Origin of the sequence: Stenotrophomonas sp. NY11291 (assembly GCF_023277365.1) — a bacterium.
In the GTDB taxonomy this organism is placed as follows: domain Bacteria; phylum Pseudomonadota; class Gammaproteobacteria; order Xanthomonadales; family Xanthomonadaceae; genus Stenotrophomonas; species Stenotrophomonas geniculata.
Genome location: NZ_CP096975.1, coordinates 2714293 through 2741061, shown reverse-complemented (window position 1 = coordinate 2741061; position 26769 = coordinate 2714293). Strand labels below are relative to the sequence as shown.

Annotated in this window: 14 protein-coding genes; all 14 read left to right on the top strand. The window is 68.4% G+C overall.

The genetic code is table 11. The features are described from left to right. Position 1 precedes the first annotated feature (1 nt). Entirely contained in the window at positions 2 to 532 is a 531-nt protein-coding gene (locus M1L61_RS12780) for a sigma-70 family RNA polymerase sigma factor (protein WP_019337777.1), read from the top strand. A gap of 69 nt (positions 533 to 601) precedes the next feature. Further along, entirely contained in the window at positions 602 to 1582 is a 981-nt protein-coding gene (locus M1L61_RS12775) for a DUF4880 domain-containing protein (RefSeq protein WP_248853580.1), read from the top strand. 58 nt (positions 1583 to 1640) lie between these two features. Continuing rightward, positions 1641 to 2192 (top strand): hypothetical protein, encoded by a 552-nt coding sequence (locus M1L61_RS12770; RefSeq protein WP_248853579.1) that lies wholly within the window; start codon positions 1641 to 1643, stop codon positions 2190 to 2192. 120 nt (positions 2193 to 2312) lie between these two features. Further along, positions 2313 to 2897: a hypothetical protein gene (locus M1L61_RS12765; protein ID WP_049409473.1), complete on the top strand. Its 585-nt coding sequence runs from the start codon at positions 2313 to 2315 to the stop codon at positions 2895 to 2897. Between the two features lie 57 nt (positions 2898 to 2954). Further along, complete coding sequence (gene gspG, locus M1L61_RS12760; RefSeq protein WP_043396245.1) at positions 2955 to 3392, top strand: type II secretion system major pseudopilin GspG; 438 nt, start codon at positions 2955 to 2957, stop codon at positions 3390 to 3392. Between the two features lie 9 nt (positions 3393 to 3401). Continuing rightward, on the top strand, positions 3402 to 4307 hold the full coding sequence (gene gspK / locus M1L61_RS12755; protein WP_248853578.1) for a type II secretion system minor pseudopilin GspK: 906 nt from the start codon (positions 3402 to 3404) through the stop codon (positions 4305 to 4307). After that, entirely contained in the window at positions 4304 to 5467 is a 1164-nt protein-coding gene (gene gspL, locus M1L61_RS12750) for a type II secretion system protein GspL (protein ID WP_248853577.1), read from the top strand. Before gspK ends, gspL begins: the two co-directional genes overlap by 4 nt. Further along, positions 5464 to 5991, top strand: a complete 528-nt coding sequence (gspM, locus tag M1L61_RS12745) for a type II secretion system protein GspM (protein ID WP_019337770.1) — start codon at positions 5464 to 5466, stop codon at positions 5989 to 5991. Before gspL ends, gspM begins: the two co-directional genes overlap by 4 nt. Continuing rightward, on the top strand, positions 5988 to 8369 hold the full coding sequence (gspD, locus tag M1L61_RS12740) for a type II secretion system secretin GspD (RefSeq protein WP_248853576.1): 2382 nt from the start codon (positions 5988 to 5990) through the stop codon (positions 8367 to 8369). The genes gspM and gspD overlap by 4 nt, the downstream gene beginning before the upstream one ends. Then, complete coding sequence (gene gspE, locus M1L61_RS12735) at positions 8366 to 9799, top strand: type II secretion system ATPase GspE (protein WP_019659863.1); 1434 nt, start codon at positions 8366 to 8368, stop codon at positions 9797 to 9799. The genes gspD and gspE overlap by 4 nt, the downstream gene beginning before the upstream one ends. Before the next feature lie 7 nt (positions 9800 to 9806). Next, a complete protein-coding gene (gspF, locus tag M1L61_RS12730) occupies positions 9807 to 11006 on the top strand; it encodes a type II secretion system inner membrane protein GspF (RefSeq protein WP_235650571.1) in 1200 nt (399 codons plus the stop codon). A 271-nt stretch (positions 11007 to 11277) separates the two neighbouring features. Further along, entirely contained in the window at positions 11278 to 12453 is a 1176-nt protein-coding gene (locus M1L61_RS12725; RefSeq protein ID WP_248853575.1) for a substrate-binding domain-containing protein, read from the top strand. Positions 12454 to 12853: 400 nt separating this feature from the next. Further along, positions 12854 to 14029 carry a substrate-binding domain-containing protein gene (locus M1L61_RS12720; protein WP_248853574.1) on the top strand — a complete coding sequence of 392 codons (1176 nt, stop codon included), beginning with the start codon at positions 12854 to 12856 and terminating at the stop codon, positions 14027 to 14029. A 198-nt stretch (positions 14030 to 14227) separates the two neighbouring features. After that, positions 14228 to 26611, top strand: coding sequence for a filamentous haemagglutinin family protein (locus M1L61_RS12715; protein WP_248853573.1), 12384 nt, complete (start codon positions 14228 to 14230; stop codon positions 26609 to 26611). The last annotated feature ends 158 nt before the right edge of the window (positions 26612 to 26769 follow it).

The following is a 26769-nucleotide window of genomic DNA, read 5'->3' as shown; positions in this document are numbered from 1 at the left end:
CATGAGCAACGGTACGGCTGGGGCAGTTGACCTGATGGACCACCTTCTGGGTGCCTACGATGAGTTGAAGCGCCGGCTGGTGCGCAAGCTGGGCTCGGAAGAGCTGGCTGGCGACGCGTTGCAGGACACCTGGATGCGCCTGAGCGCGCGCCGTGACCGCCTGGACGCCGTGCAGAACCCCGCGGCCTACCTGCTGCGCATGGCAATGAACACCGTGATCGACCGCCAACGTGCTGACCACCGCCTGCTGAGCCTGGAGGAGGTGGATACGCTGATGGACATGGCCGACCCGGCACCCGGCCCGGCGCAGGCGGCCGAACTGGACTTCGCGCTGGAAGACATGGTCGGCCTGCTGCAGCGCATGCCCGAGCGTCGTCGCCGCATCCTGCTGGCGATCCGTGTCGACGGCCTGCAGCAGCGCGACGTGGCCGACCACCTCGGTGTGTCGCTGCGACTGGTGCAGCGTGAGCTGAAGGCGGCCCAGGACTACCTGGCCGAGCGCAGCGGGCAGGGGCGCCAGGTGCGGTTCTGAGCGACGGCATCCGTCTACACTTTGACGCCGAGCAGAACCCCGCAGCGTGCGGGTCCGGCATGAGCCCCCATGGATCCTGACGATCGCCCGCAACGCCCGTTGGATGCCGTTGAGCGTCAGGCGCACGCGTGGGTGGTGCGGCTGACCTCGGGCGAGGCGACCGCCGCCGACGGGCGCCGGTTCCGCGCGTGGTGCGAGTCCGACCCGCGTCATCGTGAAGCGTTCGGACGTGCGCGCCGGCAGTGGGAGCAGGTGCGGCTGGCCGGCGAGCAGCTGCCCGCCGCCGCGCGCCAACCGGTCGCGCCGTCGCCGGCCCAGCGCTGGAGCCGGCGTGCCTTCCTGGGCGCGGCGATTGCCGCGCCGGCCAGTCTGGTGGTGGTGGCGGCGATCCGTCCGCCGCTGGGATTATGGCCCTCGGTGACGGCGATGGCGGCCGATTTCCACACCGGCACCGGTGAACGGCTGCAGATTGCACCCTTGCCGCAGCTGAAGATCGAACTGGATACGCAGAGCAGCCTGCGCCGCCGCGCGGACACGCAGGGCGAAGGCTTCGAGCTGGTGCAGGGCCAGGCCGCGATCGAGACCCAGGCCGGCCTGCGCCTGGCGTTGTTCGCGGGCCCGGGCTGCGTGATTGCCGATGAGGGAGCGGTGCGCCTGGACGTACGCAACACCCATGGCCAGGTGCGGGTGACCTGCCTGCAGGGCAGTGCCCGCATCGAGCATCCGCAGGGCCGGCTGCAGCTGCAGCCGGGCCAGCAGACCCAGTACGACGAGCGCCTCGGTGGTGTGGTGACCGAGGCCGTGGCGTCGGAAGTGAGTGCCTGGACCGAGGGCATGCTGGTGTTCCGCCGCGCACCGCTGCGTGAGGTGGTGGAGGAGATCAACCGTTACCGCCGCGGCAAGGTACTGCTGGGCGAATCGGCATTGGCGCGCGCACCGGTCAGCGGTCGCTTCCGCATCGATGATCCGGACGCGGCACTGGAGCAGCTGCGACTGACGATGTCGCTGGATCTGCGTCGCTTTCCGGGTGGCATTGCCGTCCTTGGATAGATGAAGACGCTGGCCGTGCGCACCGCGCAGGGCTGTTGCAAGCAAGGAGAAGCCAAGGATGCGCAACGAGACCATCGGTGTGCTGGATCTGCGTCGCAATCTGTCGGCGTTGCTGGAAACAACCCAGCGACGGCCGTTGATGGTGCACCGCTACGGCTCGCCATGGGTGTGCGTGGTGTCCGACGCGCAGTGGCAGGAAAAGGCTGTGCTGCTGGACTTCGATCCGCAGTCGCACCCGCTGGCGATGCTGTTGCGCCTGCAGCAGCAGGCGCTTCCCCTGTCTGAAGCCGGTGCGTTGTCACCTGCGGCCCTCGCGCGCGCACTGCTGTTGACGGGGGTTCATGGCATTGACGATCTGGCGCAGCTGCATGAGCAGGTGCTGCACCATCGGCTGTGGCACTGGTTCGTGGCCGGTACCCACGGTGTGATGGACAGCTGGCAATTGCCGGCGCTGCGCGTTGCGATGGGGTCATGGTGCGATGACGCGGAGATGACCGATGCGCTGGCCGCGTTCGCCGCGCGCAGCGATGTGGCGATACTGGCGCGCCGTTGCGGGGGCGACGCACCGCGACTGGAGCGCGAAGCCTGCAGGCGGATGACGCTGCGATGACGTTGGCGATGAAGCGCCACGCAGCGCACAGAGCTGCATGTGCGCTGTCGCTTCACCTGCCTTGCTGACGTCTTCTCCAGAGTACGGCGCACCACGCGTCGCGGAGCACGGGCGGCGCCGATGGCAGACAGTCGCAGGATCAGCATGCTGGAGCTGGATCGTCACCTGAGCCAGTCACTGGAGCAGGCGCGGCATACGCCATTGAACGTGCAGCGCTATGGGCACTCCTGGGTCTGGGTGCTGTCCAGTGACGCCTGGGCAGATGCGGCGCGCTGGGCGGCGCTGGATGGTAGTGCGCACCCACTGGTGGCGCTGCGAAAAGCCATCGATCTGCAGCTGCGGCCCTGGCCCGAAGCGGCCATGAGCCCGCTGCCGCTTGATGCAGGCGATGCGCGGCTGCTGCAACGCGCGGCCCTGCTGGTGGTCATGCGCGATCTGAATAGTGCCCAGCGCGTGTACGACGACCTGCGCTATCACCAGGCCTATCGGATGTTCATCGGCCTCGATCATGGAACAGCGTGGTCTCCGATGCAGTGCGTGCGGCTGCTGCAGGCCTGCGCGCATCCGTTGCTGCGCGGCTGCATCGACGATGCGCTGGCCAGCGTACCGCGGCATCTGTTCGAGTCTGCATGTGCACCGGCTGCGCGTGGTGCGCCCGTACAGGCACACGCGCAGCGAATTGCCGGCGGATGTTTATCGTACTGACACATGCACCGCTGACCATGGCGCAGCGGTCTCTTCCAGGATGACGAGGGCGGAACAATGGCAAGGCAGGTTCGTGGTCGCAAAGCTCGGCAGAAGGGTTTCAGCCTGATCGAGATCATGGTGGTGGTGGTGATCATCGGCATCCTCGCCGCGCTGATCGTGCCGCGGTTGATGGACCGTCCCGACCAGGCACGCGTGGTGGCGGCGCGCCAGGACATTGCCGCATTGATGCAGGCCTTGAAGCTGTTCAAGCTGGACAACGGTCGCTATCCCAGTGCCGAGCAGGGCCTGCAGGCACTGGTGAAGCCCCCGCAGGGCGGTGGCACGATGCCGGTCACGCCCTATCTGGATCGCCTGCCCAATGACCCGTGGGGCCATCCGTACCAGTACCAGATTCCCGGAACCCATGGCGACATCGATGTGTTCTCGCTAGGCGCGGACAGCAAGCCCGGCGGCGACGCCGGGAACGCGGACATCGGCTCCTGGCAGCTGTGAGGCAGGCCGATGTCAGCCCAGATGCGTTCTGTTTCGAGTGTCCGTCAACGTGGCATGGCGGTGATCGTCGCCCTGCTTGTGGTGGCACTGGTGGCGGTGATTGCCACGGCACTGCTGACCCGGCAGTCGGCGCAGCTGCGTGCGTTGCGTGGTGACCAGCTACGCGCGCAGGTGCGCATGGCGGTGGACGTCACGCTGGAGCGTGCGGCGCAGCAGCTGCGTGAGGATGTAAAGGAACAGCTGACCACGGTGCGCAGCGGGCGCTGGGCGCGCCCGTTGGAACTGCAGGCGCCGTTGCCGGTGCAGCTGCAACTGGTCGATGCGCAGTCGATGTTCAACCTGCGCAACCTGCTGGCACATGGCAGGCCGGACCCCGAGGCGCGGCGCGCGTTCATCGCGTTGTGTGCTGCACAGGGGTTGGGCCAGGGTGCCTGCGCATCCGCGGCGGACCACATCCAGGCGCGCCTGCGCGACGGTGACATCCAGGCACAGGCCCCACTGCCGCGCGAATCACTGATCGCGCAGGCACTGGCCGGTGCCGATCCGGTGGCACTGCAGGCGCTGGCGCGACGCACCGTGGTGCTGCCGGCGCAGACCCTGGTCAACGCCAATACCAGCGACCTGAGCGTTCTGCAGGCGGTGACGCCTGCGGTCGAGCCCGCACGGCTGCAGGCGCTGCTCGGTGAGCGCGACGGCGGTCATTGGCTGCTCAACCGCGGCGACATCGCCAATCGACTTCAACTGAGCAACGAACAGATGGCCGTGCTTCCCCTGGGTATCCATAGCGAGTGGTTCCTGGCAGTCGGCCAGGTGCAGGCTGACGGCAGCGCGGTTGATTTTCGCGCGCTGCTCTGGCGCGAGTACCGCGACGATGGCGTGCGTGTGCAACGCGTGTGGACGAGGATCGGCGCATGACCGTGCAGCTTCGGGTGCGCTTGCCGGCGCTTGAGCGTCTGCGCGCCGACAGCGCGGTGGACTGGGCGCAGCTGCACAAGGGCGAGGTGCTGGCTCACGGCCGCGACACGCTGGCGGCGCTGGGCCTGCGCCATCCGCAGGCTGCGGTGCATGCCTGCCTCGATCCGAACGACCTGATCCTGCTGGAACTGCAGTTGCCACCGTTGTCCGGGCGCCGTCTGCAGTCGGCGCTGCAGGGTGAGGTGGAGGCGATGCTGCTGGATGACCTGCAGGAGGTAGCGCTGGCCCACGGTGTGCAGGCGACGGACGGCACGGTTCCTGTGGCCTGGCTGGGCCAGCAGGCGCTGCTGCAGGCGCAGCAGCTGCTGGCTTCGTGTGCACTGCGGTTGCAGGCGCTGTATCCGACGCCGCTGCTGCTGCCCTGGCAGGACGGTCATGCCACGCTGCAGGCCAGCGGCGAGCACCTGCTGGTACGCAGCGGGCGCGACCGGGGTTTCGTTCAATGGTATGGCGGACGTGATGCCTGTGCGGTGATGCATGCGTTGGCAGTGCGCCTGCAACAGGCCGGCATGCAGGCCGTGCAGTGGATCGATGGTGTGCCGCCCACGTGGCCGGACAGCCTGCCGGCCACCGCCATCCCCCATGAACGGCAGGCCTCTGGCCCCTTGCCAGGCTGGTCATTGCCGCTGCCCGGGGCGAGCCAGCAAGCGCCGCGGCTTGCGATCGGGCTGGCATTGGCGGCGATGTTGCTGGCCGCGCTCGGTCTGCAGCTGCAGGTCTCGCGGTGGCGAAGTGAGGGCGAGGCCCTGCAACAGGACATGGCACGCCAGTTCAGCGCACGCTTCCCGGAGGTCACCGATGTGGTGGACCCGGTGTTGCAGGCGAGGCGAGCACTTGCGGTGCCACCGCCGGCGCCGCCATTGCCGCCGCTGCAGCGCCAGGTTGCCAGCACGCTGCAGGCGGTCCCGGAGCTGGCGGGGCAGGTGCGCAGCCTGCATTACCAACCGGGCCAGCTGGACATGGAGCTGGATGCCGATGCCCAGGCATTGGCCGATGATCCACAGCGACTTGAACTCTGGCAGCAGGCGGTGCGGGCGCAGGGCCTGCAGCTGGCGCGCGAAGCCGGTGGACGCCTGCGGGTGAACGGGGCTGGACAGTGACCACCCGAACCTTGCGACTGGGCGAGGGACTGGCAGGCCTGCAGCAACGCTGGCAACGCCTGCCACCGCGCGAGCGGCTGATGCTGTGGGTGATGGTGGTGGCGCTGCTCGCGGCGGGTCTGTGGATGTTGTGGCTGGAGCCGCTGCTGAAGCAGCGCACGCACTGGCAGGCCGAGCTGCCGCGGCTGCAGGCACAGGCGCGTGTACTGGCACCACTGCTGCAGGCACGCGAGCGCCAGCAGCAGACGCAGGGGCAGCGCCCGACGATGGCCGGGTTGCGTGATGGAATCAAGTCAGCCGGCCTCGCCGACGGACTGCATATCGAAGCGCGCGACGGGCGTTGGCACCTGCAGGTGCACGCGGTGCCCGCTGACGCGCTGTGGAACTGGCTGCTGCCCGTGCTGGCCGATCCGGCCATCGAACTGCAGCAGCTGCAACTGACACGCACAGGGGATGCGAACATGCCGGCGGCGCGGATTTCCGGAAACATCGTGATGGCGCTCAACGTGGGTGCCCATCCATGAGGGCGATGCGCAGCCTTGCCTGCAGTACCGCACTGGCCTTGATCGTGTGCATGGCCCACGCACCGGCGTCGGTGCTGGCGCAGGACGCCCGCGATGAGCCGGTGCAGTTGAACCTGGTCGACACCGATATCGGTGGCGTGTTGCGCATGGCCGCACGCTTCACCGGCCGCCAGTTCCTGGTCGACCCACGGGTGACCGGCAAGATGACAGTGGTTTCCGATGGCCCGGTCAGCCGTACCCAGGCCTACCAGTTGCTGCTGGGCGCACTGCGCATGCGTGGCTTCGCCGTGGTAGAGAACGGCGGCGTCAGCCGGGTGGTGCCGCAGGCCGATGCCAAGCTGTTGGGAGGACGCGTCGGCACTGGTGGTGCCAGCGGTGAGGTGACCACCCGCACCTTCGCGCTGCGCTACGAGAACGCAGCGGCGCTGGTGGCGGTGCTGCGTCCGATGATCAGTCCGGACAATCCGATCACCGCCAATCCAGGCAACAACACCCTGGTGATCACCGACTACGCCGACAACCTGGAGCGCATCGCACGGGTGATCGCCAGCGTCGATACACCGGCCGGCATGGATACCGATGTGGTGAAGCTGCAGCAGGGGATTGCCGTTGACGTCGCGGCGATGGTCGCGCCGCTGCTGGATGCGCAGGGCGCCGAGCCCACCCAGAAGGTGGTGGTGATGGCTGACCCGCGCAGCAACAGCGTGCTGCTGCGTTCCAGCAGCCCCGGGCGCACCCGCCTGGCGCGTCAGCTGGTGGAGAAGCTGGACCGCGCGCAGGACGAGTCCGGCAACCTGCATGTGGTCTACCTGCGCAATGCCCAGGCCAACCAGCTGGCCGGTGTGCTGCGTGGCGTGGTGGCCGGGCAGAGCGATGCACCAGCGATGGGCAGCAATGAAGGCATCACGCCACTGCCGGGTGACGCCAATCGTTCCCCGCCAACGCAGCCGTCGCAGCCACAGCAGGCCAAGACCGGAGGCAATGCGCTGGAATCGCAGCGCCTGGACCCGAGCCGCCGTGACCCGATCGATGCGGGAAGCACCGGCTTCAGCCAGAACGGCATCTCGGTGCAGGCGGACGTGGCCACCAATACCCTGCTGATCTCGGCACCGGAGCCGGTGTACCGCAACCTGCGGCGTGTGATCGACCAGCTCGACCAGCGCCGTGCACAGGTGCTGGTGGAAAGCCTGATCGTGGAGGTCAACCAGACCGACGCGGCTGAGCTGGGCGTGCAGTGGATGCTGGGCAATGGACGCACCTTTGGTGGCACCCACTTCGGTGGTGCCACCGGCGGCAGCGGGCTCAATACCGGCGCGCGTACCACGCTGGACGTGCTGCCCAAGGATGGCCTGAAGATCGGCGTGATCGACGGCACCATCAACCTGCCCGGTGTCGGCCAGATCCTCAACATGAAAGCGCTGGCCAACGCGCTGCAGAGCAAGGGCGGCGCCAACATCCTGTCCACGCCGAACCTGATGACGCTGGACAACGAGGCAGCCAGCATCATGGTCGGCCAGACCGTGCCGTTCGTCAGCGGCCGCTACGTCACCGACGGCGGTGGTGGCAGCAACAACCCGTTCCAGACCATCGTGCGCGAGGACGTGGGCCTGAAGCTGCGGGTGCGCCCGCAGATTTCCGAGGGCGGCACGGTGAAGCTGGACATCTACCAGGAAGTCAGCAGCATCGACGCGCAGAGTGCCAACAGTGCCGCCGGCATCATCACCAACAAGCGTGCGCTGGATACCAGCGTGCTGCTGGACGATGGCCAGATCATGGTCCTGGGTGGCCTGCTGGAGGACAACGTCAGCCACGGTCGTGATGCGGTGCCGGGGCTGGGCAAGCTGCCGGTGCTGGGGGCGCTGTTCCGCAGTGATACGCGCAAGCGCTCCAAGACCAACCTGATGGTGTTCCTGCGCCCGCACGTGGTGCGTGACCCCGCCGCCGGCCAGCGTTTGACCCGCGACCGCTACGACTACATGCGCAATGCGCAGGCCGGTGCGCAACCCGTGCAGAGCTGGGCGTTGCCGGCGCTGTCGGCACCGCAGTTGCCGCCGCAGGACCTGTCTGTGCTCGGCCAGGGCAATGCGCGCGATGGCCAGGGCCAGCCGTTGCAGAACACCAGCCTGGCAGCGCTGTATCCGGCCGGTGACGGCGATGCTCAGCTGGTGCAGTTCGCACAGGGGCTGGACCCGGCGCGTGCCAGCCAGGGCGTGGCGCAGGTGCGGGCACTGGGCTTGCAGGCCTATGCCGAAGCGACGCCGGGCGAGAGCGGGCAGCGCCTGCGCGTGCGATTGCCGCGCGATCCGGCAACGCTGGACCCGGCACTGCAGCAGCTGCGTGGGCTGGGCTACACGCCGGAACTGGTGATTGGGCCGTGAGCGCCGCCGCGCCGCTGCCGTACGCCTGGGTGCGCAGCCATGGCGTGATGCTGTCCGAGGCCGGCGGCGAGCCGGTGCTGCTTGGCACCGCCGACACCGCGGCGTGGGCCGTGGCCGAGCTGCGCCGCCGGCATGGACCGCTGCCGTTCCAGACACTGGATGCCGCGACCTGGCAGCAGCGGCTGGGTGAGCAGTACCGTGACGGCGGTGATGCCGCTGCCGTGGTCGGTGCCGCCGAAAGCGAAGTCGACCTGGACCGGCTGATGCAGGACATGCCGGAGGTCACCGATCTGCTGGATGCGCAGGACGATGCGCCGGTGATCCGCATGATCAATGCGCTGCTGGCACAGGCTGCACGCGATGGCGCCAGCGATCTGCACATCGAGCCGTTCGAGACCCATTCGGTGGTGCGCTACCGCGTGGACGGCACGCTGCGCGACATGGTGCAGCCCCGGCGCGCACTGCATGCGGCGCTGGTGTCGCGCATCAAGATCATGGCCCACCTGGACATCGCCGAGAAGCGCCTGCCGCAGGACGGGCGCATCGCGATCCGTGTGGGCGGCCGGCCACTGGATATCCGTGTCTCCACGGTGCCGACGGGGCATGGTGAGCGTGCTGTGCTGCGCCTGCTGGAGAAGGATGCCGGCCGGCTGCAGCTGCAGCGACTCGGCATGGCCGATGACACCCTGGCCACGTTTACCGGGTTGATCCGGCAGCCGCACGGCATCGTGCTGGTCACCGGGCCGACCGGCAGCGGCAAGACCACGTCGCTGTACGCCGCACTGGGCCAGCTCGACAGCAGCACCAGCAACATCCTCACCGTGGAAGACCCGGTGGAGTACGACTTCGCCGGCATCGGCCAGATCCAGGTCAACGCGCGCATCGGCATGAGCTTTGGCACCGCGCTGCGCGCGATTCTGCGTCAGGATCCGGACACGATCATGATTGGTGAGATCCGCGACCTGGAAACCGCACAGATTGCGGTGCAGTCGTCGCTGACCGGGCATGGCGTGCTGGCCTCGCTGCACACCAACGATGCGATCTCGGCGGTGACCCGCCTGGCCGACATGGGCGTGGAGCCGTTCCTGCTGGCTTCGTCGTTGCGCGGCGTACTGGCGCAGCGGCTGGTGCGGCGGCTGTGCACGCAGTGCCGTCGTGCCGAGGTGGACGGCGAGGGTCGCACCGTATGGCGCGCGGTGGGCTGCGCGGCCTGCGCCAACAGCGGCTATCGAGGACGCACCGGCATCCATGAGTTGTTCGTGGTGGACGACCGCGCGCGCGCGTTGATCCATGAAGGGCAGGGCGAGCCTGCGCTACGAGAGGCGGCACGGCGTGCCGGCATGCGGACCCTGCGACAGGACGGCCAGCGCTGGGTCGACAGCGGGGTGACCACGCTGGAAGAAATCCTGCGCGTCACCGGCGACGACTGAGGTCTGCATGGCACTGTTCGACTACCAGGCTGCCAACGCGCAGGGCCGCATCGAGAAGGGTCAGCTGGATGCCGACAGCCCGCGCGGTGCGCGCCAGCTGTTGCGCGGGCGTGGGCTGACGCCTGTGCAGGTCAGCGCGGCGCGCAGTGCCGGCAGTGGCTGGGGCGCTCGGCGGCTGTCCGCCAGCGAGCTGGCCTGGGCCACGCGCCAGCTGGCCAGTCTGCTGGCCGCCAGCCTGCCGTTGGAAGGTGCTTTGAGTGCGGTGATCGAGCAGGCCGAGCGCCCGCATGTTGCGCAGGCACTCACTGCCGTGCGTGCGGATGTACGTGCTGGTCAGCGCCTGACCGTGGCACTCGCCGCGCGGCCTCGCGATTTCCCGCCGATCTATCGGGCACTGGTGGGGGCGGGTGAAGACTCCGGCGACCTGGCGCGAGTGATGGAGCGCCTGGCCGACTACATCGAAGAACGCAACGCGCTGCAGGCCAAGGTGCTGACTGCCTTCATCTATCCGGCGGCGATTAGCCTGGTATCGGTGGCGATCGTGATTTTCCTGCTCAGCTACGTGGTGCCGCAGGTGGTGACCGCGTTCGTGCAGGCGCGGCAGACGCTGCCGATGCTGACCCAGGTGATGCTGGCGGCCAGCGCCTTCGTGCGCAGCTGGGGCGTGTGGGTGGGTCTCGGCATCGCTGCGCTGGTGGTGGCCTGGCGGTTGGCCCTGCGCAGGCCCGAGTTGCGCCTGCGCTGGGACGCGATGCTGCTGCGGCTGCCGATGATCGGGCGCTTCGTGCTGGGGGTGAACAGTGCGCGCTTCGCCTCGACACTGGCGATCCTGCTGGATGCGGGCGTGCCGCTGCTGCGCGCGCTCGAAGCTGCCCGGCAGACGCTGAGCAATGCACTGCTGGCGCGCTGTGCCGATGATGTGTCCGCACGCGTGCGCGAAGGTGCGGCGCTTGGCTCTGCGCTGAAGGTGCAGAAGGTGTATCCGCCGATCCTGGTGCATCTGGTAGCCAGTGGCGAGAAGACCGGCGCATTGGCACCACTGCTGGATCGCGCGGCACAGACGATCTCGCGCGAGATCGAGCGCCGCGCGATGGCACTGACCGCGTTGCTGGAGCCGACCATGATCCTGGTGATGGGCGGCGTGGTGCTGACCATCGTGCTGGCCGTGCTGATGCCGATCATGGAAATGAATCAGCTGGTGCAGTAGATCCACGCCATGCGTGGATGGATCAACCGACGCGCGACATGGGCGGCACATCCACGCATGGCGTGGATCTACTGGTGCCTGGATTTCTCCACACAATCCTCCACACCTTTTTTCGATCTTCCACAGGTTTCTTAAGCGGCCTGTCATCGGCACGGACCAGCATAGCCACGTCGTCGCAGAGCGGGCTGGGAGGCCCCTGGCGACAGCAGGCGTGCAATGACCGTTCCTCCCTTGGCGTTTCCCTTCGCAGTAAACCCTTCAGGAGAAGATCATGACCAAGTACAAGACCCTGGCCGCGCTGGTTGCCACCGCGCTGCTCGCTACCGTGGGCGCCGCCTCGGCGCAGACCGTTACCGGCGGCGGTGCCTCGCTGCCGGCCGACCTCTACAAGGGTTCGGCCGACAGCATCCTGCCGGCGAACTTCACCTACGCCGTGACCGGTTCGGGCACCGGCAAGAAGGCGTTCCTGGAAAACAACTCGGCGCTGTTCTCGACCACTGGCACCGTGCATTTCGCCGGCAGCGATTCGGTGCTGAGCAGCACCGAGCTGAGCACCTACACCACCAACTTCAACCAGCCGACCAATGCCAACCGCTACGGCGCACTGATCCAGGTGCCGTCGGTGGCCACCTCGGTCACCATCCCGTTCAACAAGCCGGGTTCGGCCGTCAACCTGAGCGTGGCACAGATCTGCGGCGTGTTCTCGGGTGCGATCAGCGACTGGTCGACCATCGACGCCAACCGCAGCGGTCCGATCCGTGTGGTCTACCGCACCGAGAGCAGTGGCACCAGCGAAATGTTCACCCGCTTCCTGGCTGCCGCCTGCGCGGCCGAGCCGGCTGCGACCTCGAACCTGGTCGGCGGCACGTTCGCCGTGAAGTCGACCTTCGCCGACCTGTACAAGCGCGATGCCAACAACAATCTGCCGGCCTTCCTGGTTGCCGCGCCGGCCACGGGCGGCACCTCGCTGTACAACGCTGTCTATGCGGTGGATGGCCGCATCGGCTACGTCGGCCCGGACGTGATCCCGAGCCTGACCGATGCGACCAAGGTTGCCAAGGTCAAGGGCTTCTCGCCTGACCAGGTGAGCGTGCAGGCCACCCTGGATACCGTCGCTCCGCCGACCGGCACCGCCGCCGAGAACCCCGCCAACTGGGTGCCGGTGTTCGGCAACCCGTCGGCCGGCTATCCGATTGCCGGCTACACCAACCTGGTGATCGGCCAGTGCTACAAGGATTCGGCGGTTGCCACCAGCCTGCGCGGCTTCCTGGCCCGTCACTATCCGGCGACCTACCCGACGGCCTACGAGGCGTCGATCACCGGCCACGGTTTCATCCCGCTAACCAAGGCCTGGCGTGATGCGATCCGCAACCGCTTCGTGCTGGCCAGCAGCGCGGCCGGCCTGAACAATCCGAGCACCTGCTCGGGCATCGGCCGTCCGCTGTAATCCGCAGCACCGCGTGAACCCTGCTTGACCCGGCGCCGGCCCCTATGGCCGGCGTCGCCATTTCCGCCGTGCGGCGTGCAACGTCATGGTCCGCTGCACGCTGTCGGCTTCATGTCACGCGAACCGTCTATCAGTGGCAGGGCATGCGTTGCGCGTGTCTCCGATCACCGCCGCCAGTGCGGTCCAGTGCGCGGTCACTCGCATCAGGCGAATGCACGACGTCGGACGCCTCCAGCTGTGGTTGGTGGTCCGGCAACACGGGGCTGCGCTGCAGAGCTCGCGTAGGCACGAATGAGGATGGACGTGTCCTCATGCAGCGGGCTGGGAGATGACAGCAGGCGTGCAGTAACGGTACCTCCCTTGGCGTTTCCCTTCGCAGTAAACCCTTCAGGAGAAGATCATGAGCAAGTACAAGACCCTGGCCGCGCTGGTTGCTACCGTGCTGCTCGCTACCGTGGGCGCCGCCTCGGCGCAGACCGTTACCGGCGGCGGTGCCTCGCTGCCGGCCGACCTCTACAAGGGTTCGGCCGACAGCATCCTGCCGGCGAACTTCAGCTACGCCGTGACCGGATCGGGTACCGGCAAGAAGGCGTTTCTGGAAAACAACTCGGCGCTGTTCTCGACCACCGGCACCGTGCATTTCGCTGGCAGCGATTCGGTGCTGAGCAGCGCCGAGCTGAGTACCTACACCACCAACTTCAACCAGCCGACCAACGCCAACCGCTACGGCGCGCTGATCCAGGTGCCGTCGGTGGCCACCTCGGTCACCATCCCGTTCAACAAGGCCGGTTCGGCGGTGGACCTGAGCGTGGCGCAGATCTGCGGCGTGTTCTCGGGTGCGATCAGCGACTGGTCGACCATCGACACCAACCGCAGCGGCCCGATCCAGGTCGTGTACCGTCCGGAAAGCAGCGGAACCAGCGAGATTCTCACCCGATTCCTTGCCACTAACTGCGCCCGTGAGCGGGCTGAGACCTCGAACCTGGTGGGCGGCAAGTTCGCCATCAAGTCGACCTTCGCCGACCTCTACAAGCGCGATGCCAACGGCAGCCTGCCGGGGTTCCTGGTGGCCGCTCCGGCCACCGGGGACACCTCGCTGTACAACGCTGTCTACGCGTTTGAAGGCCGTATCGGCTACGCCGGGCCGGACGTGATCCCGAGCCTGACCGATGCGACCAAAGTCGCAAAGGTCAGAGGCTTCTCGCCGGATCGGGCGCAATGGGAATTCATCCTGACTGTTTTCGATCCTCCGTCCGGCATCGCTGCTCAGGATCCTGCCAACTGGGCTCCCTACATGGGCAATCCTTCAGTCATCTACCCCATCATCGGCTACACCTACCTGTTGATTGGTCAGTGCTACAAGGATCAGACGGTTGCCAACAAGCTGAGAGGTTTCCTGGCTCGCCACTATTCGGCGACCTACCCGGCCGCCTACGAGGCATCGATCATCGGCCATGGCTTTGCCCCGTTGCCCAAGAAGTGGCGCGATGCGATCCGCAACCGTTTCGTGTTGGCCAGCAGCACTGCCGGCCTGAACAATCCCAGCACCTGCGCCGGCATCGGTCGTCCGCTGTAATCCGCAGCACTGCTTGAATCCTGCTTGACCCGACGCCGGCCCTGGGCCGGCGTCGCCATTTCCGCGACGGTGCCGCCGCCGCAGTGTTTCGCTGTCGGCTTCGTGTCACGTGAACCGTCTATCAGTGGCAGGGCATGCGTTGCGCGTGCCTCCCCGATCGTCGCCGCAGCCGCGGCCCACCAGGTTGATGAGGTTCCGATGTCGCACCCGCTCCCGTCCGCTGTTCATCCGGCCGCGCCGATGCGCCGCAATCATCCGATGGCGTGGGCCATCGCGGTCGCCCTGGGCAGCGTGGTGGCCCCGGCCAGCCAGGCGCAGCAGGCGTTCAGCCCGGGCTGGTTCGCCGAGCGGGGCGCGGCCCAGGGCAGCGCGGCACAGAGTGGCCGGATGCCCAACGGTGTGCCGATCCAGTTCCAGTTGCCGGCCCAGCAGCAGGATGCAGCACGGCAGAAGCTGCAGCAGTCGATCGACAACCTCGGTACAGCGGCGCAGGCGATTGCCCTGCAGCAGCGCTTGCAGGAACAGGCGCGGCAGGCGCGCCGCGAGGCTGGCTTCATCGTTGCCGATGGCCTCGGCAAGGATGGCCTGAGCGTCGACCAGAACCCGCTGACCCGCGGCTGGCTCAATGCGCGCGACGCAATCCAGTCGCAGGGCAGCGACGGGCGGGTGCAGGTCACGGTCGAGCAGACCGCGGACAAGGCGATCCTGAACTGGGAGACCTTCAACATCGGCGGCAACACCACGCTGAACTTCCTGCAGAATCCTGACTGGGCAGTACTGAACCGCGTCAACGATCCGCAGGCGCGGCCCAGCCAGATCCTGGGCCAGCTGAAGGCCAATGGCACGGTGTTCGTGGCCAACCGCAACGGGGTGGTGTTCGGCAACAACAGTCAGGTCAATGTACGCAATCTGCTGGCGGCTGCAGCACGGATCAGCGATGCGCAGTTCCGCGACAATGGCCTCTACAGCCCCGACGCCAGCAGCAGCGCGCTCAGCGATGCATTTGGCAAGGTGATGGTGGAGCAGGGCGCCCGCATCGCGACCCATGAGCCGACCAGTGCGACGCGCGGCGGTGGCTACGTGCTGCTGGCTGGGCACAGCGTGGAGAATGCTGGTCATATCGAGGCGCGCAAGGGCCAGGCGCAGCTTGCTGCCGGTGACAGTTTCGTGATCCGGCGTGGCGTGGGTACGGCCACCAACACCAGCTCCACCACCCGGGGCAATGAAATCGCGCCGCGCTTCATCGCTGGCAGCACGGCTGGCAGCGTGCGCAACACCGGCCTGATACGCGCGCTCGAGGGTGACGTGACTCTGGCCGGGCGCAGTGTGGAGCAGGCCGGTGTGGCCGTGGCCAGCACCACGCTGGCACAGCGCGGCACCGTGCATCTTCTGGCCTCGGCCAGTGATACCGCCAGCAGCGTCACGCTTGCCGATGGAGCCACCACGGCGGTGCTGATCGAGGACGATGGCAAGGCCACGGTCCTGGATACGCAGCGTGACAGCCTCATCAAGGAGTCGGCAGAGCAGGACGCGATCCGCGCTGGCACGCGCTCGGCAACCTTCGACAATCTGTCCCAGCACAATGATCGCCGCGACCAGTCGCGGGTGGAGATCGTCTCGGGTGGCAACATCCGTTTCAGCGCGGATTCGCTGACGGTTGCCACGGGCGGCCAGATCATCGCCGATGCGGCGGCTCGCAGCTACGTAGACGACGCCGCGCGCGTGGACGTGTCCGGCGCAGTGGGCGTACAGGTGTCGATGGAGAGCAACAATGTCCAGGTCAAGGTGCAGGGCAACGAACTGCGCGATGCCCTGGACAACCGCGACAGCGGCAAGCTGACCAGCAGCGAAGTCTGGGTCGACCGCCGCAGGCTCGTCCACGTTCCGGCCGGTACCGGGGGCTACGAGGGTGAGCGTTGGTACGCTGCAGGCGGCCTGCTGGAAGTGGGTGGCTATCTCGACAACCAGGGGCACTCGATCGGCGAATGGGCCGCGCAGGGAGGCACCGTCCTGCTGGGCGGCAGGGAAGTGATCACGCACGGCGGCTCACGCATCAACCTTGCCGGTGGCAGCTTGGATGTGCAGAGCGGCGCGATCCGGCAGAGTTGGGTGCGCGGCGTCGATGGCCAGGTCTACCGCCTTGACGACGCGCCGGGCGAGATGCTGTTCGATGGCCTGTACAGCGGCCATGAAGTAAAGCAGGAGCGCTGGGGCATCACCGAGACCTTCCGTGATCCGATTGTATTCGCGGCGCAGCGTGTCGATAACGGATACACGGTCGGCCGCGATGCAGGACGCCTGATCATCTCCGCACCGACCGCGGTGCTGGATGGGCAGGTTGAGACTGCCACCTTCCAGGGCGCGCAGCAGAACCGCAGGCCGGATACCGCGTTGGACGGTTATGCGCAGGCGCAGACGGCGGTCGCGCGCAATGCGCAGCTGTACCTGGGGCGCTACGACGGCCAGGGCCGCAGTGGTGTGTTCGTCTCGGATGTGCGCCTGGATGACAAGGCGCCGACGAAGGCGGCATGGTCACTGCTGGCGCCGGTCAACGAGGAGCGGCGTGACACGGTGTGGCTGGATATCGCAGCGCTGAGTGCCCAGCAGTGGGGACGGATCGACCTGGCGACCGCCGATCGCATCCGCATCGACGGCAACCTCCGGCTTCAGGCAGGTGGACAGCTCAACCTGACCGGCAGCGAGGTGGAACTGGCAGGCGACATCGGCATTGCCGGCGGCCAGCTGTCGGCGGGCAACCTGCTGGATGTCCAGGGCCGGCCGACGGCGCTGCTGCACGATGGCCGCGCCCGCACCGCCATTGCCGACGGCACGCGGATCGATCTCTCCGGTGAATGGAGCAATGCAGCGCTGGGGGTGCCACTGGATGCGGGTGGTGCCTGGACGGATGGCGGCCGTCTGAGCCTGAGCAACAGCCATGACGTGAGGGTGGGTGCCGGGGCGACGGTCGACGTCGAGGCCGGCGCCGCGCTGGACCTGCGCGGCAAAGGTCGTATCGGCGCAGGGGGCAGCATCAGCCTGCAGGCGAACAGCAGCACGGTTGCAACGGACGGCAGCGGCCGGGTGCAGCTGGGCGAGGGCAGCCGGTTCAGCGGCCGTGGCCAGGGCAGCGGCACGTTCTCGCTGGGCACCGGTGGCCGGGTGCGGGTGGGCGATGCGGATCCGGCGGACCCAGCAGCGCTGCAGGTGGATGCCGGCCTGTTCGGCAGTGGCTTTGCCCAGTACGACATCAATGGCCATCAAGGGCTGGAGGTTGCCGATGGCACGCAGCTGGCAGCGCGCATGCCGGGCCTTCGGATGACCGCAGACGCGCGCGTCGCGACGGACCGGAAGAAGGCACTGGAGAGCTGGCTGGCACCGCTCTACAGTGCCGATCCGATGAGCGGGCTGGTCCGCCAGCGCAGCGGTGCCAGCGTGAGCGTGCGCTCGGATCGCAACAGCGTCGGCGGCGACCTGCGGGTGGGCAAGGCCGCACTGATCGAGGTCGACCCGGGGCAGGCGATCTCCCTGCTCGGCGCCGGCAACATCGATGTGGAAGGCACGCTGCGTGCGCAGGGAGGACGCATCAGCATCGACGATGTGCGCCTGCCGACCACGCTCTATGCCGGGCAGCGGAGCGAGCGGACCTGGCGGTTCGCCGACGGTGCGCTGCTGGATGCCAGTGCGGATGCGGTGTCACTGGCCGACGCCGGTGGCCGCCTGCAGGGACAGGTGCGGGCGGGGGGGCGCATCGAGATCGGCGGCGCGCTCGACTGGGAGAGCTCCGCGTCGGTGGACAACCGTCCGCCTGAAGCCTTCGTCGTGCTCGAGCGTGGCGCGCAGCTGCGGGCAGCGGGCGCCTCGGCGCCGTTGGATGTCGACGGGAAGGGGCGCACCCGGGTGGACAGCGACGGCGGGCAGATCGTGCTGCGTTCGGCCAACGCTCTGTATCTGGACGGCGCAATGGATGCCTCTGCCGGCGGCAGTGGCGCGCACGGCGGCACCTTGGGCGTGGCCTTTGGTGGCAGCGTTCATGCGCGCGGCGCGAGCGAGGAGGTGCTGCGCGCGCGCGGCATTACGCTCAGCCAGCGCAGCCCGGCCGACGCGGTGCTGCCGGACCGGCTGGAGTATGGGCACGCGGCGCTGTCGGTGGAGCAGATCCAGGCCGGTGGCTTCGACACCCTGTCCGTATTCGGTGACGTCCGCGCGGAGGGCGATGTCGACCTGCGCATGGGCCAGAGCCTGCGCATATACGGACAGGGGCAGTCAAGCCTCGGCATGGCCTTGGCAGCACCGCAGTCCAGCGGCATTTCGCTGAGCGCTCCGCACCTGCTGCTGGCACAGTCGCACTGGCAGTCGCTGCCGGGTGAGAACCTGGTGGTCACCGATACCGTGGCGTCGGCTGCGGAAGGCGACCACGTGCTGTCGGCGAGGGCTGATCTGATCGACATCCGTGATGTCACCTGGCTGCCCGGCTTCAACCAGGTCGTGCTCGACAGCCGCAGCGACGTGCGGCTGCTCAACGCGGTGTCCAACGGCGGATCGATCAGTGCGTTGATGGCGAGCGGGTCGATGGACGTGAGTGCCGCCCGGCTGTACCCCACCTCCGGTGCGACGGGCTATCTGGTCGCGGGTGCGTCTGCGGCGACCGTGGCGACGCCCGGATACTGGTCAGATCCGGATGCGGTGCTGCGCATCCGGGGTACGGGTACGGCGGCGACCACTCCGCCCGAGTCAGCGCTGGGCGCGTTGCAGCTGGTGGCAGCCACCGTGCAGCAGGGCGGCAACGTGCAGGCGCCGATGGGGGCGCTGCAGCTGGGCGGCCTGGTCCTGGGCGGCACACGTGCCAGTCGGGTGGAGCTGCTGCCGGGCAGCATCACCTCCACCAGTGGCGCAGGTCTGGCGCTGCCCTACGGCGGTACCGTGGACGGTGTGTCGTGGAGAAGGGGCAGCAGCAGCCTGGAGTCACTGACGCCGGCCGGCATTGCGTCCAATGGCGTGACCCTTACCGCCAACGACGTGGATGTGCATGCCGATGCGCTGCTGGACGTGTCAGGTGGCGGCGAACTGACCGGCGCGGCATTCGTCTCAGGCCGCGGTGGCTCCGTCGACGTGCTGCGCACCGCGTTGGCCGATGCCAACCCGCGCTATGCGTTCAGTGCCTCCGGCAACCCGGTGTACGCGATCGTGCCGGGACGTGCCGGCAGCTTCGCACCCAGCAGTGATGATGGCTTCGCTGCTCCAGCGGTGGGCCAGCAGATCACCGTACCCGCCGGCGTTCCCGGCCTGCCTGCGGGCACCTACACATTGCTGCCGGCGAGCTTCGCGCTGCAGCCGGGTGCATTCCGCGTCGAGCTGGGCGCGACGGGGACCTCCGGCGTGCCACAGCCGATCCAGACCGGCACCGGTACCTGGCGCGTGTCCGGCCGGCAGGGATCGGCACTGGGTGGGGTGGCGTCGCCGCTGCTCACCGACATCCTGCTGACGCCGGCGGCGGTGGTACGCCGGCATTCCGGCTACAACGAAACCAGCTACAACAGCTTCGTGCAGGCCACCGCCGACCGTCGTGGCGAGGCGCGCGGCTGGCAGACCATCGATGCGCTGGGCCTGACCCTGGCACTGGGTGAAGGCGCTGGTCGCGAGGGAATCGCGGCCATCGACTTCGCCGGCACGGCGCGTTTCTCCGCGGCCAATGAAAAGGGGCGCGGCGGTACCCTGGTCGCCACGCTCGCCAGCCCGGCCGTGGGTTCGCTGGAGGTCGCTGCTGCCGGCAGTCCGTTGCAGGCGCACGATCGCGGCGCGACCTTCACCGACGACGCACTCAATGCGCTGCGGCCGGAACGCATGGTGATCGGCGGACAGTTCAACGAGTCGGCTTCGCTGGTGGCGGTGTCCGGCTCGGTGCGCGATGTGGCGATCCGCTCCGGTGCGACCCTGCAGGCGCCGGAGATACTGGTGGCTGCGGCGTCCGGTGGCAGCGGCATCCTGGTCGAAGCCGGGGCGACACTCGACACCTTGTCTTTCGCACGCGACAGCGCGTCCGCGCCGACCGTGCCCTATCAGGTCAATGGCGGCCTGCTGGCCGTCTCGAACCAGCGCCTGAACCTGATCACCGGTACGACCGGTGTGGCGGCCGGGCCGGTCGCGATCGACATCGGCGGCTGCCAGACCGACTGCGAAGGCGAGGCACGGCTGGTGTCCGATGGCAGCATCGGGGTGGCCACCGATGGTGTGCTGCAGATGCGCGATTCCGCCCGTTATGGCACGCGCCAGCTTGGCGTGAGCATGGCGGCGCTCAACCTCGGCAGCGCCGAGGCGATCGCGCAGGCGGCGGCCGCAGGGGCGTTGCCAAATGGCATGACCATGAACCAGTCCGTGCTGCAGCAGCTGCTGCGCGGCAATGATGCCACCGGCGCACCGGCGCTGGATACGCTGAGCCTGGTCGCACGGGATTCGGTCAACGTCTTCGGCAGCGTCGACCTGGATGCGCGCGACAGTGCCACCGGCCGCGGTGGCCTGCAGACGCTGGTACTGGGCGCGCAGGCCATCCATGGCTATGGTGCGGCGAGCGACCGTGCGCGCATCCTGGTGGACACACTGGTCTGGGACGGTTCGCTGGCGGCGACGCAGGCGCCGGGCAGCGATGCGTCGGTGCCGCCGGCCGATCCGATGGTGGACCGGCTCGGCGCGGGGCAGCTGGACATCGTCACCCGCAACCTGCAGCTGGCGCGCGCCCCGTTCAGCCGTCCCAGCTCCGAGGTGCCTGCCAACCGTCAGGTACTCGGCTTCAGCGCCCTCAACCTCAGCGCGTCCGGGCAGCTGCTGTTTTCCGCGCTGGGCACGCTGGACGTGTACCAGCAGCGCGGCGACTATCTCGCGGACAAGGGTTGGCAGTACAGCGGTGGCAGCATCGGCATCGACACGCCGCTGCTGACGGCCGATCCCGGTGCGCAGCTGCGGGTGCGGACCGGCGGCGACTTCCGTCTGCAGGGCGGCCGCGGCACGACCCGCGGCGACGCGCTGGGCAGCGAACTGAGCATCGATGCGCAGCGGATCGCGCTGGACAGCTCGATCGCACTGGCCTCTGGCCGGCTGTCAGCGAGCGCGCGCGAAGGCATCGCGCTCGGCAGCCAGGCGGCGCTGGATCTGGCGGGGCGCAGGGTCACGCTGTACGACGTGGACAGGTACAGCTGGGGCGGCGACGTGCTCCTTTCCAGCGATACGGGGGACGTCAGCACTGATGCCGCCTCGCGCATCGATCTCTCGGCGCGCAACAACCGCGGCGGACGGCTGACGGTGAACGCGCTGGCCGGGCGGGTCGATCTGGCCGGCGGCATCGAGGGGGCTGCCAGTGGACGTTACGACGCAGGTGGCACCGTGGTGCCTTACGGCGGCGCAGACCTCGTGGTTCGCGCCGGCACGTTGCAGGACTTCGCAGGCTTGAACCAGCGCCTGAACGCAGGAGGTGTCACCGGCGGGCGCACGTTCCGGATCGGCGAGGGTGATCTGCTGATCGGTGACGAGGTGAAGGCGCGTAGGGTCGACATCAGCCTCGACGCAGGCAGCCTGCGCGTAGCGGGGCGCATCGACGCCAGCGGCGAACAGGTCGGTGCGATCCGCCTGTACGCACGTGACGGTCTGCAGGTGGAGGGCACGCTGGATACGCATGGCACCGGCCTGCGCGTGGACAGCCAGGGCAAGATCATCGACAGCCCGAACCGGGCTACGATCGAACTGGGCAGCGCCGCCGGCGGGATCGACATCGGCGCCGGCGCCCACATGGACCTGCGCGCGGGCACGGCTGTGGCGGCGGGCGGCGGCCGCGGGAAGAACGACGGCGTGGCCCGCGGCACCCTGAAGATCGATGCGCCACGCATCGGCAGCAACGATGCGGCGATAACGGTCGCCAGCGGACTGCGCGTCGAAGGTGCGGCCGATATCCAGGTCAATGCGGTGCGACGCTATGAGGACGCCCCCTTGGCGGACAGTGTCGACATCAACGGCAACCGCGCGCAGCGCGTCACTCAGCAATGGCTGGACCAGATCGTCGATCCGGACAACCGCACGTGGATGGACGGCGCGCTGGCCAATGCGGACCTCCGACAACGCACGGCTGCGCTGGGCGCGCACCGCCTGCGCCCGGGCGTGCAGATCCTCGCCCGCCGCAGCGAGGCCAATCCCGGAGGTGACCTGACCGTATCCGGTGACATCGACCTGTCCGGCTACCGCTATGGGCCCGATGCCGATCGCAGTGATCCGGCGCGGCGCGGCTTCGGCGAGTCGGCGTCGCTGGTGCTGCGCGCGGAGGGCAACATCAACGTGCACGGCAGCATCAATGATGGTTTCGCACCGCCGCCGTCCACGCCGGACGAGGGCGGTTGGCAGTTGTATGAGGCTCGCAATGGCAGCGCCGGGCACACCCCCTTCGGTGGCGACCTGGTGGTGCCGGTGGACGGGGTGAAGCTGCAGCCGGGCACCGAGTTCCAGGCCGGCACCCGCCTGAACTATGACGTGCCGGTCGAATCGGTAACGCTTCCGGTCGGTACCGTGCTGCCCGCGCCGATGGTGATCTCGCAGACCCTGCGCCTGCCTGCGGGCACGGTGCTGGGTGCGGCGGTGACCACCCAGTCCGGGCAGACGCTGGCGGCGGGCACCGTGCTGCAGGAGCCGCTGGTGCTGGCGGCCGGCGCGCGGCTGGGCGCCGGCTTCCGCCTGCGCAGCGCGGTCCAGATGGCGGCACAGGAGTGGCCCGCCGGCGCGGTGCTGCCGGTTGCGCTGCGCCTGGCGCGGGAAGTCGAGCTCAAGGTGGGCGCGTACATCCCATCGTTGACCAAGGTGGAGCTGCCCGGCGACGCGCCGGTGAATCTGCGGCCGGCCGATGCCAACGGCAACCAGGGGCGCAACTGGGCGCTGGCGCCGATGCTGGCCGAGGGCACCACCTCCTGGGACCTGACCGTGGTTGCCGGTGCCGATTCCGGGGCAGCCGATCCAAGCAGCCGGCGCTGGGGCAGCGAAGGCAGCGTGGTGCTGGCCGACACCCACCAGGGCTCGATCGGTACGGTCAAGACCGAAATCATCTGGGTGGGTGATCGTGCGTTGACCGAGCGGGCATCGCTGGACTGGATCGGCGACACCTCCTATGCGGGCCGTCCGATCGCGGAGCTGGCCGACATGTACGGCTTCACCGAAGATGAGTTCTGCGCGATGTCGGCCGACTACTGCGGCCCGGCCCCCCGCCAGGTGGCCGCGCAGGGCTCGCTGGATTACTGGGGTGACGAGTCCTACGTGGGCACCCCTGCGAAGGACTTCGCGGCGATGTTCGGCATGACCGAAGACCAGTTCTGCAGCACCGCACCCAGCTACTGCGCCGGCGGTGGCACGCAGACCGAAGTGACAACTTACGGCAAGCGCGCGGGCACGCCGGCCTGGAGCGTGCTGCGCACCGGCAAGGGGGACCTGGAACTGCTCGCTGCCGGTGATGTCGTGATGAAGTCCGGCTTCGGTGTGTACACGGCGGGCACTCCCACCACGCTGGGCGAGGGCCGCGACGCTGCCTTCAATTCGCCCCGTGCAGCAGCCCCCAGGAACACCGCACTGCTGGGTCCGAACCTGGTGCCGGGTAGCTATGATGCCGCGTTGGCCGGCTACCAGGCCTGGTATCCCGATCATGGCGGCAACCTGCGCGTCGAAGCCGGGCGAGATATCGTCGGTGACGTCTGGACCGGGCGCGCAGAGTCGGGCACCAGCGAGCGCGACTGGGCGCTGTACTCCAGTGCCGCGGTCGGCAATTGGCTGTGGCGGCAGGGAACCGGCAGCACCACCGGTGTGGAGCCGGTGCCGACCAGCTGGTGGGTGAACTTTGGCGCCTACACCAACGTGTCCGCTGCTGCTGGCGCCTCTCCGCGGATGGTCGGCTTCACCGGCTTCGGTACCTTGGGCGGCGGCAACTTGACGCTGGAGGCCGGGCGTGACGCCGGCGTGCGCGATGCGATAGGTGACGCGCTGGACTCGACGATCGCACCGCGCTCGGGTGCGATCATCGCGGCGGTGGGATCGACCGGCCGGGTCAGCGATGGCCAGCTGCACCTGACCGGCGGCGGCGACCTGCAACTGCGTATCGGTGGCGCACTGAATCCGAATCTGCGGGCGACGTTCTCCAGCCTCAATGCCTCCAGGGCGGGACAGAATCTCGACCTCAACGGTACCTTCAGCAATCTGCGTGGCAGCCTGCAGCTGGATGCGGGACGCATCGGTGCAATGGGCGTCACCCTGGAAAGCTACGCGACGCTGGGCCAGCTGCGTGCGGCCGATCTGTTCGCCGCCGACGCCGCTCGCCCGATGGGCGGGCCGGTGCTGGTGCTGGGCGATGCGGTCGCGCAGCTGCAGGCGCGGGGTGACGTCGTGCTCGGCGGCGTCGCCGATGCCGGTCGGGTTCCACTGGCCAACTACAGCGCGGTGGTGCAGGACAACGGCAGCCGCGCTGCGGGCAGCACCTGGTTCTCCCTGTGGACCGACACGACCGCCGTGGACCTGTTCAGTGCCGGTGGCGACCTGGCGCCGGGCCTGGCCGGGCCGGAGAACGTGACCGGCAGCAATCTGTGGCCCGAGCAGGTTGCGCTGGCACCGGGCAGCCGGGAGGAGCTGCTGAACTACTGGCTCTATCCTTCGCGCTTCAGCGCCGTTGCTGCGCGGGGCGACGTCAAGCTGGACCGGATCAGCACCACGCCGGGGACGCAGGATGTGATCCTGCTGGCACCCTCGGCGACAGGACGGCTGGACGTCCTGGCCGGTGGCGGCATCTTCGCCCAGCGTGGCGCGACCCAGATCGCGCGCTCCGCCAGCGACGCGCGCCTGCCGGGACCCTTCGACCCTGCATTCATGGCCGAGCAGGGGGATTCCAGCGGCAATGTGACCCGCTCGCGTCACAACCTGTCGGTGGACGGCAACATTGCATCGCCGCAGGCATCGCTTCCGCTGTTCGCCTTCGGCCCCAGTACACCGCTGTCCACGGTCTCTGCGGCACTGGCACCGAGCCGCTTCTACGCGGTGCAGGGCGACATCATCGGTCTGGCCACCGGCGCCCAACGCACGCTGACTCCCAACGGGGGGCAGCGCACGCAGCTGAACTGGTTCGAGGCCGCCGGCGCCGTGCAACTGCGGGCAGGCCGGGACATCCTCGGGGTGTCGATGACCGCGTTGAACACCGCGCCCACCGACATCACGGTGGTGGCGGCGGGCCGCGACATCGTGCATCTGAACGCGACCATCGCCGGCCCCGGCAACACCGAGATCAGTGCCGGCCGCCAGCTGCGCCAGGAGGATGCGGGCAGCATCGTCAGCCTCGGTGGCATCGTGCAGGGCGATACCCGTCCCGGCGCCAGCATCGCGCTGACGGCCGGCAACCAGCAGATCGATTTCGCGGCCCTGCGTGCCCGCTATCTGGATCCTGCGAATCTGGCCGATCCCGCGCAATCGCTGGCATCGCAGTCGGGCAGGGCAGTCAAGGTCTACGACCAGGAACTGAAGCAGTGGCTGCAGCAACGCTTCGGCATGGCCGCCGATGGCGACGCGGCGCTGGCTGCGTTCGATGCGTTGCCGAAGGAACAGCAGCGCATCTTCCTGCGCCAGGTCTACTACGCCGAACTGCGTGAAGGTGGCCGCGAGTACACCGATGCCGAAGGCCCGCGTTTCGGTTCTTACCTGCGCGGCCGCGAGGCCATCGCCACGCTGATGCCGGACAAGGATGCGACGGGGGCGACGATCCAGCGCACCGGCGACATCCTGATGTACGGAGGCTCCGGCGTGCGTACCGAAGCCGGCGGCAACATCGAGCTGATGGCGCCGGGCGGACAGATCGTGGTGGGTGTGCAGGGCGTGGTGCCGCCGGCCAGTGCCGGGCTGGTGACCCAGGGGCAGGGTGACATCCGTCTGTTCAGCCAGGACAGCGTTCTGCTGGGGCTGTCTCGGGTGATGACAACGTTCGGCGGAGACATCCTGGCCTGGTCGGAGCAGGGTGACATCAATGCCGGTCGTGGTTCGCAGACTACGTTGTTGTACACGCCACCGCGTCGCGTCTATGACGGCTGGGGCAACGTGATGCTGTCGCCGCAGGCCCCGGCCAGCGGTGCAGGCATCGCAACGTTGAACCCCATTGCCGAAGTACGACCGGGCGACGTCGACCTGATCGCGCCGCTGGGCACCATCGATGCGGGCGAGGCTGGCATCCGCGTCTCGGGCAACATCAACCTGGCCGCGCTGCAGGTGCTCAACGCCGCCAACATCCAGGTACAGGGTGAAAGCAAGGGCCTGCCCGTGCTGGCCACGGTGAACGTCAACGCGCTGGCCTCGGCCAGTGCAGCAGCCAACAGCGCCAGCCAAGCGGCACAGGATGTGATGCGCAAGAGCCAGGATGATGCGCGGCGCAACCAGCCTTCGGTGATCAGTGTGCAGATCCTCGGCTTCGGCAGCGGCACCAGCAGCATCAACCCGCCGGCGCGTGGCAATACTGCCAACGCTGGCTATGACGCCAACAGTGCCTTCCAGTTCCCGCAGGCAAGTCGCGACGAGGGCACGCAGCGCCGGTAGGCCTCTTGCAAGCGTGCCGACCAACGGTCGGCACCAAGGTAGATCCACGCCTTGCGTGGATGCGATCGGGCCGGAAGAACGGACAGCATCGGGCCAGCCGCCACGGAGCGGTGGCGGCCCCAGCCAGGACGGCACGGAGGGCAGGGAGCGGCCATCAG

Excerpts from the sequence above, each read along its gene's own strand:
- gspL (WP_248853577.1), top strand. The coding sequence starts at position 4,304 with ATGACCGTGCAGCTTCGGGTGCGCTTGCCGGCGCTTGAGCGTCTGCGC.
- gspG (WP_043396245.1), top strand. The coding sequence starts at position 2,955 with ATGGCAAGGCAGGTTCGTGGTCGCAAAGCTCGGCAGAAGGGTTTCAGC.
- M1L61_RS12715 (WP_248853573.1), top strand. The coding sequence starts at position 14,228 with ATGTCGCACCCGCTCCCGTCCGCTGTTCATCCGGCCGCGCCGATGCGC.
- M1L61_RS12770 (WP_248853579.1), top strand. The coding sequence starts at position 1,641 with ATGCGCAACGAGACCATCGGTGTGCTGGATCTGCGTCGCAATCTGTCG.
- gspD (WP_248853576.1), top strand. The coding sequence starts at position 5,988 with ATGAGGGCGATGCGCAGCCTTGCCTGCAGTACCGCACTGGCCTTGATC.
- M1L61_RS12775 (WP_248853580.1), top strand. The coding sequence starts at position 602 with ATGGATCCTGACGATCGCCCGCAACGCCCGTTGGATGCCGTTGAGCGT.
- M1L61_RS12725 (WP_248853575.1), top strand. The coding sequence starts at position 11,278 with ATGACCAAGTACAAGACCCTGGCCGCGCTGGTTGCCACCGCGCTGCTC.
- gspF (WP_235650571.1), top strand. The coding sequence starts at position 9,807 with ATGGCACTGTTCGACTACCAGGCTGCCAACGCGCAGGGCCGCATCGAG.
- M1L61_RS12720 (WP_248853574.1), top strand. The coding sequence starts at position 12,854 with ATGAGCAAGTACAAGACCCTGGCCGCGCTGGTTGCTACCGTGCTGCTC.
- M1L61_RS12765 (WP_049409473.1), top strand. The coding sequence starts at position 2,313 with ATGGCAGACAGTCGCAGGATCAGCATGCTGGAGCTGGATCGTCACCTG.
- M1L61_RS12780 (WP_019337777.1), top strand. The coding sequence starts at position 2 with ATGAGCAACGGTACGGCTGGGGCAGTTGACCTGATGGACCACCTTCTG.
- gspK (WP_248853578.1), top strand. The coding sequence starts at position 3,402 with ATGTCAGCCCAGATGCGTTCTGTTTCGAGTGTCCGTCAACGTGGCATG.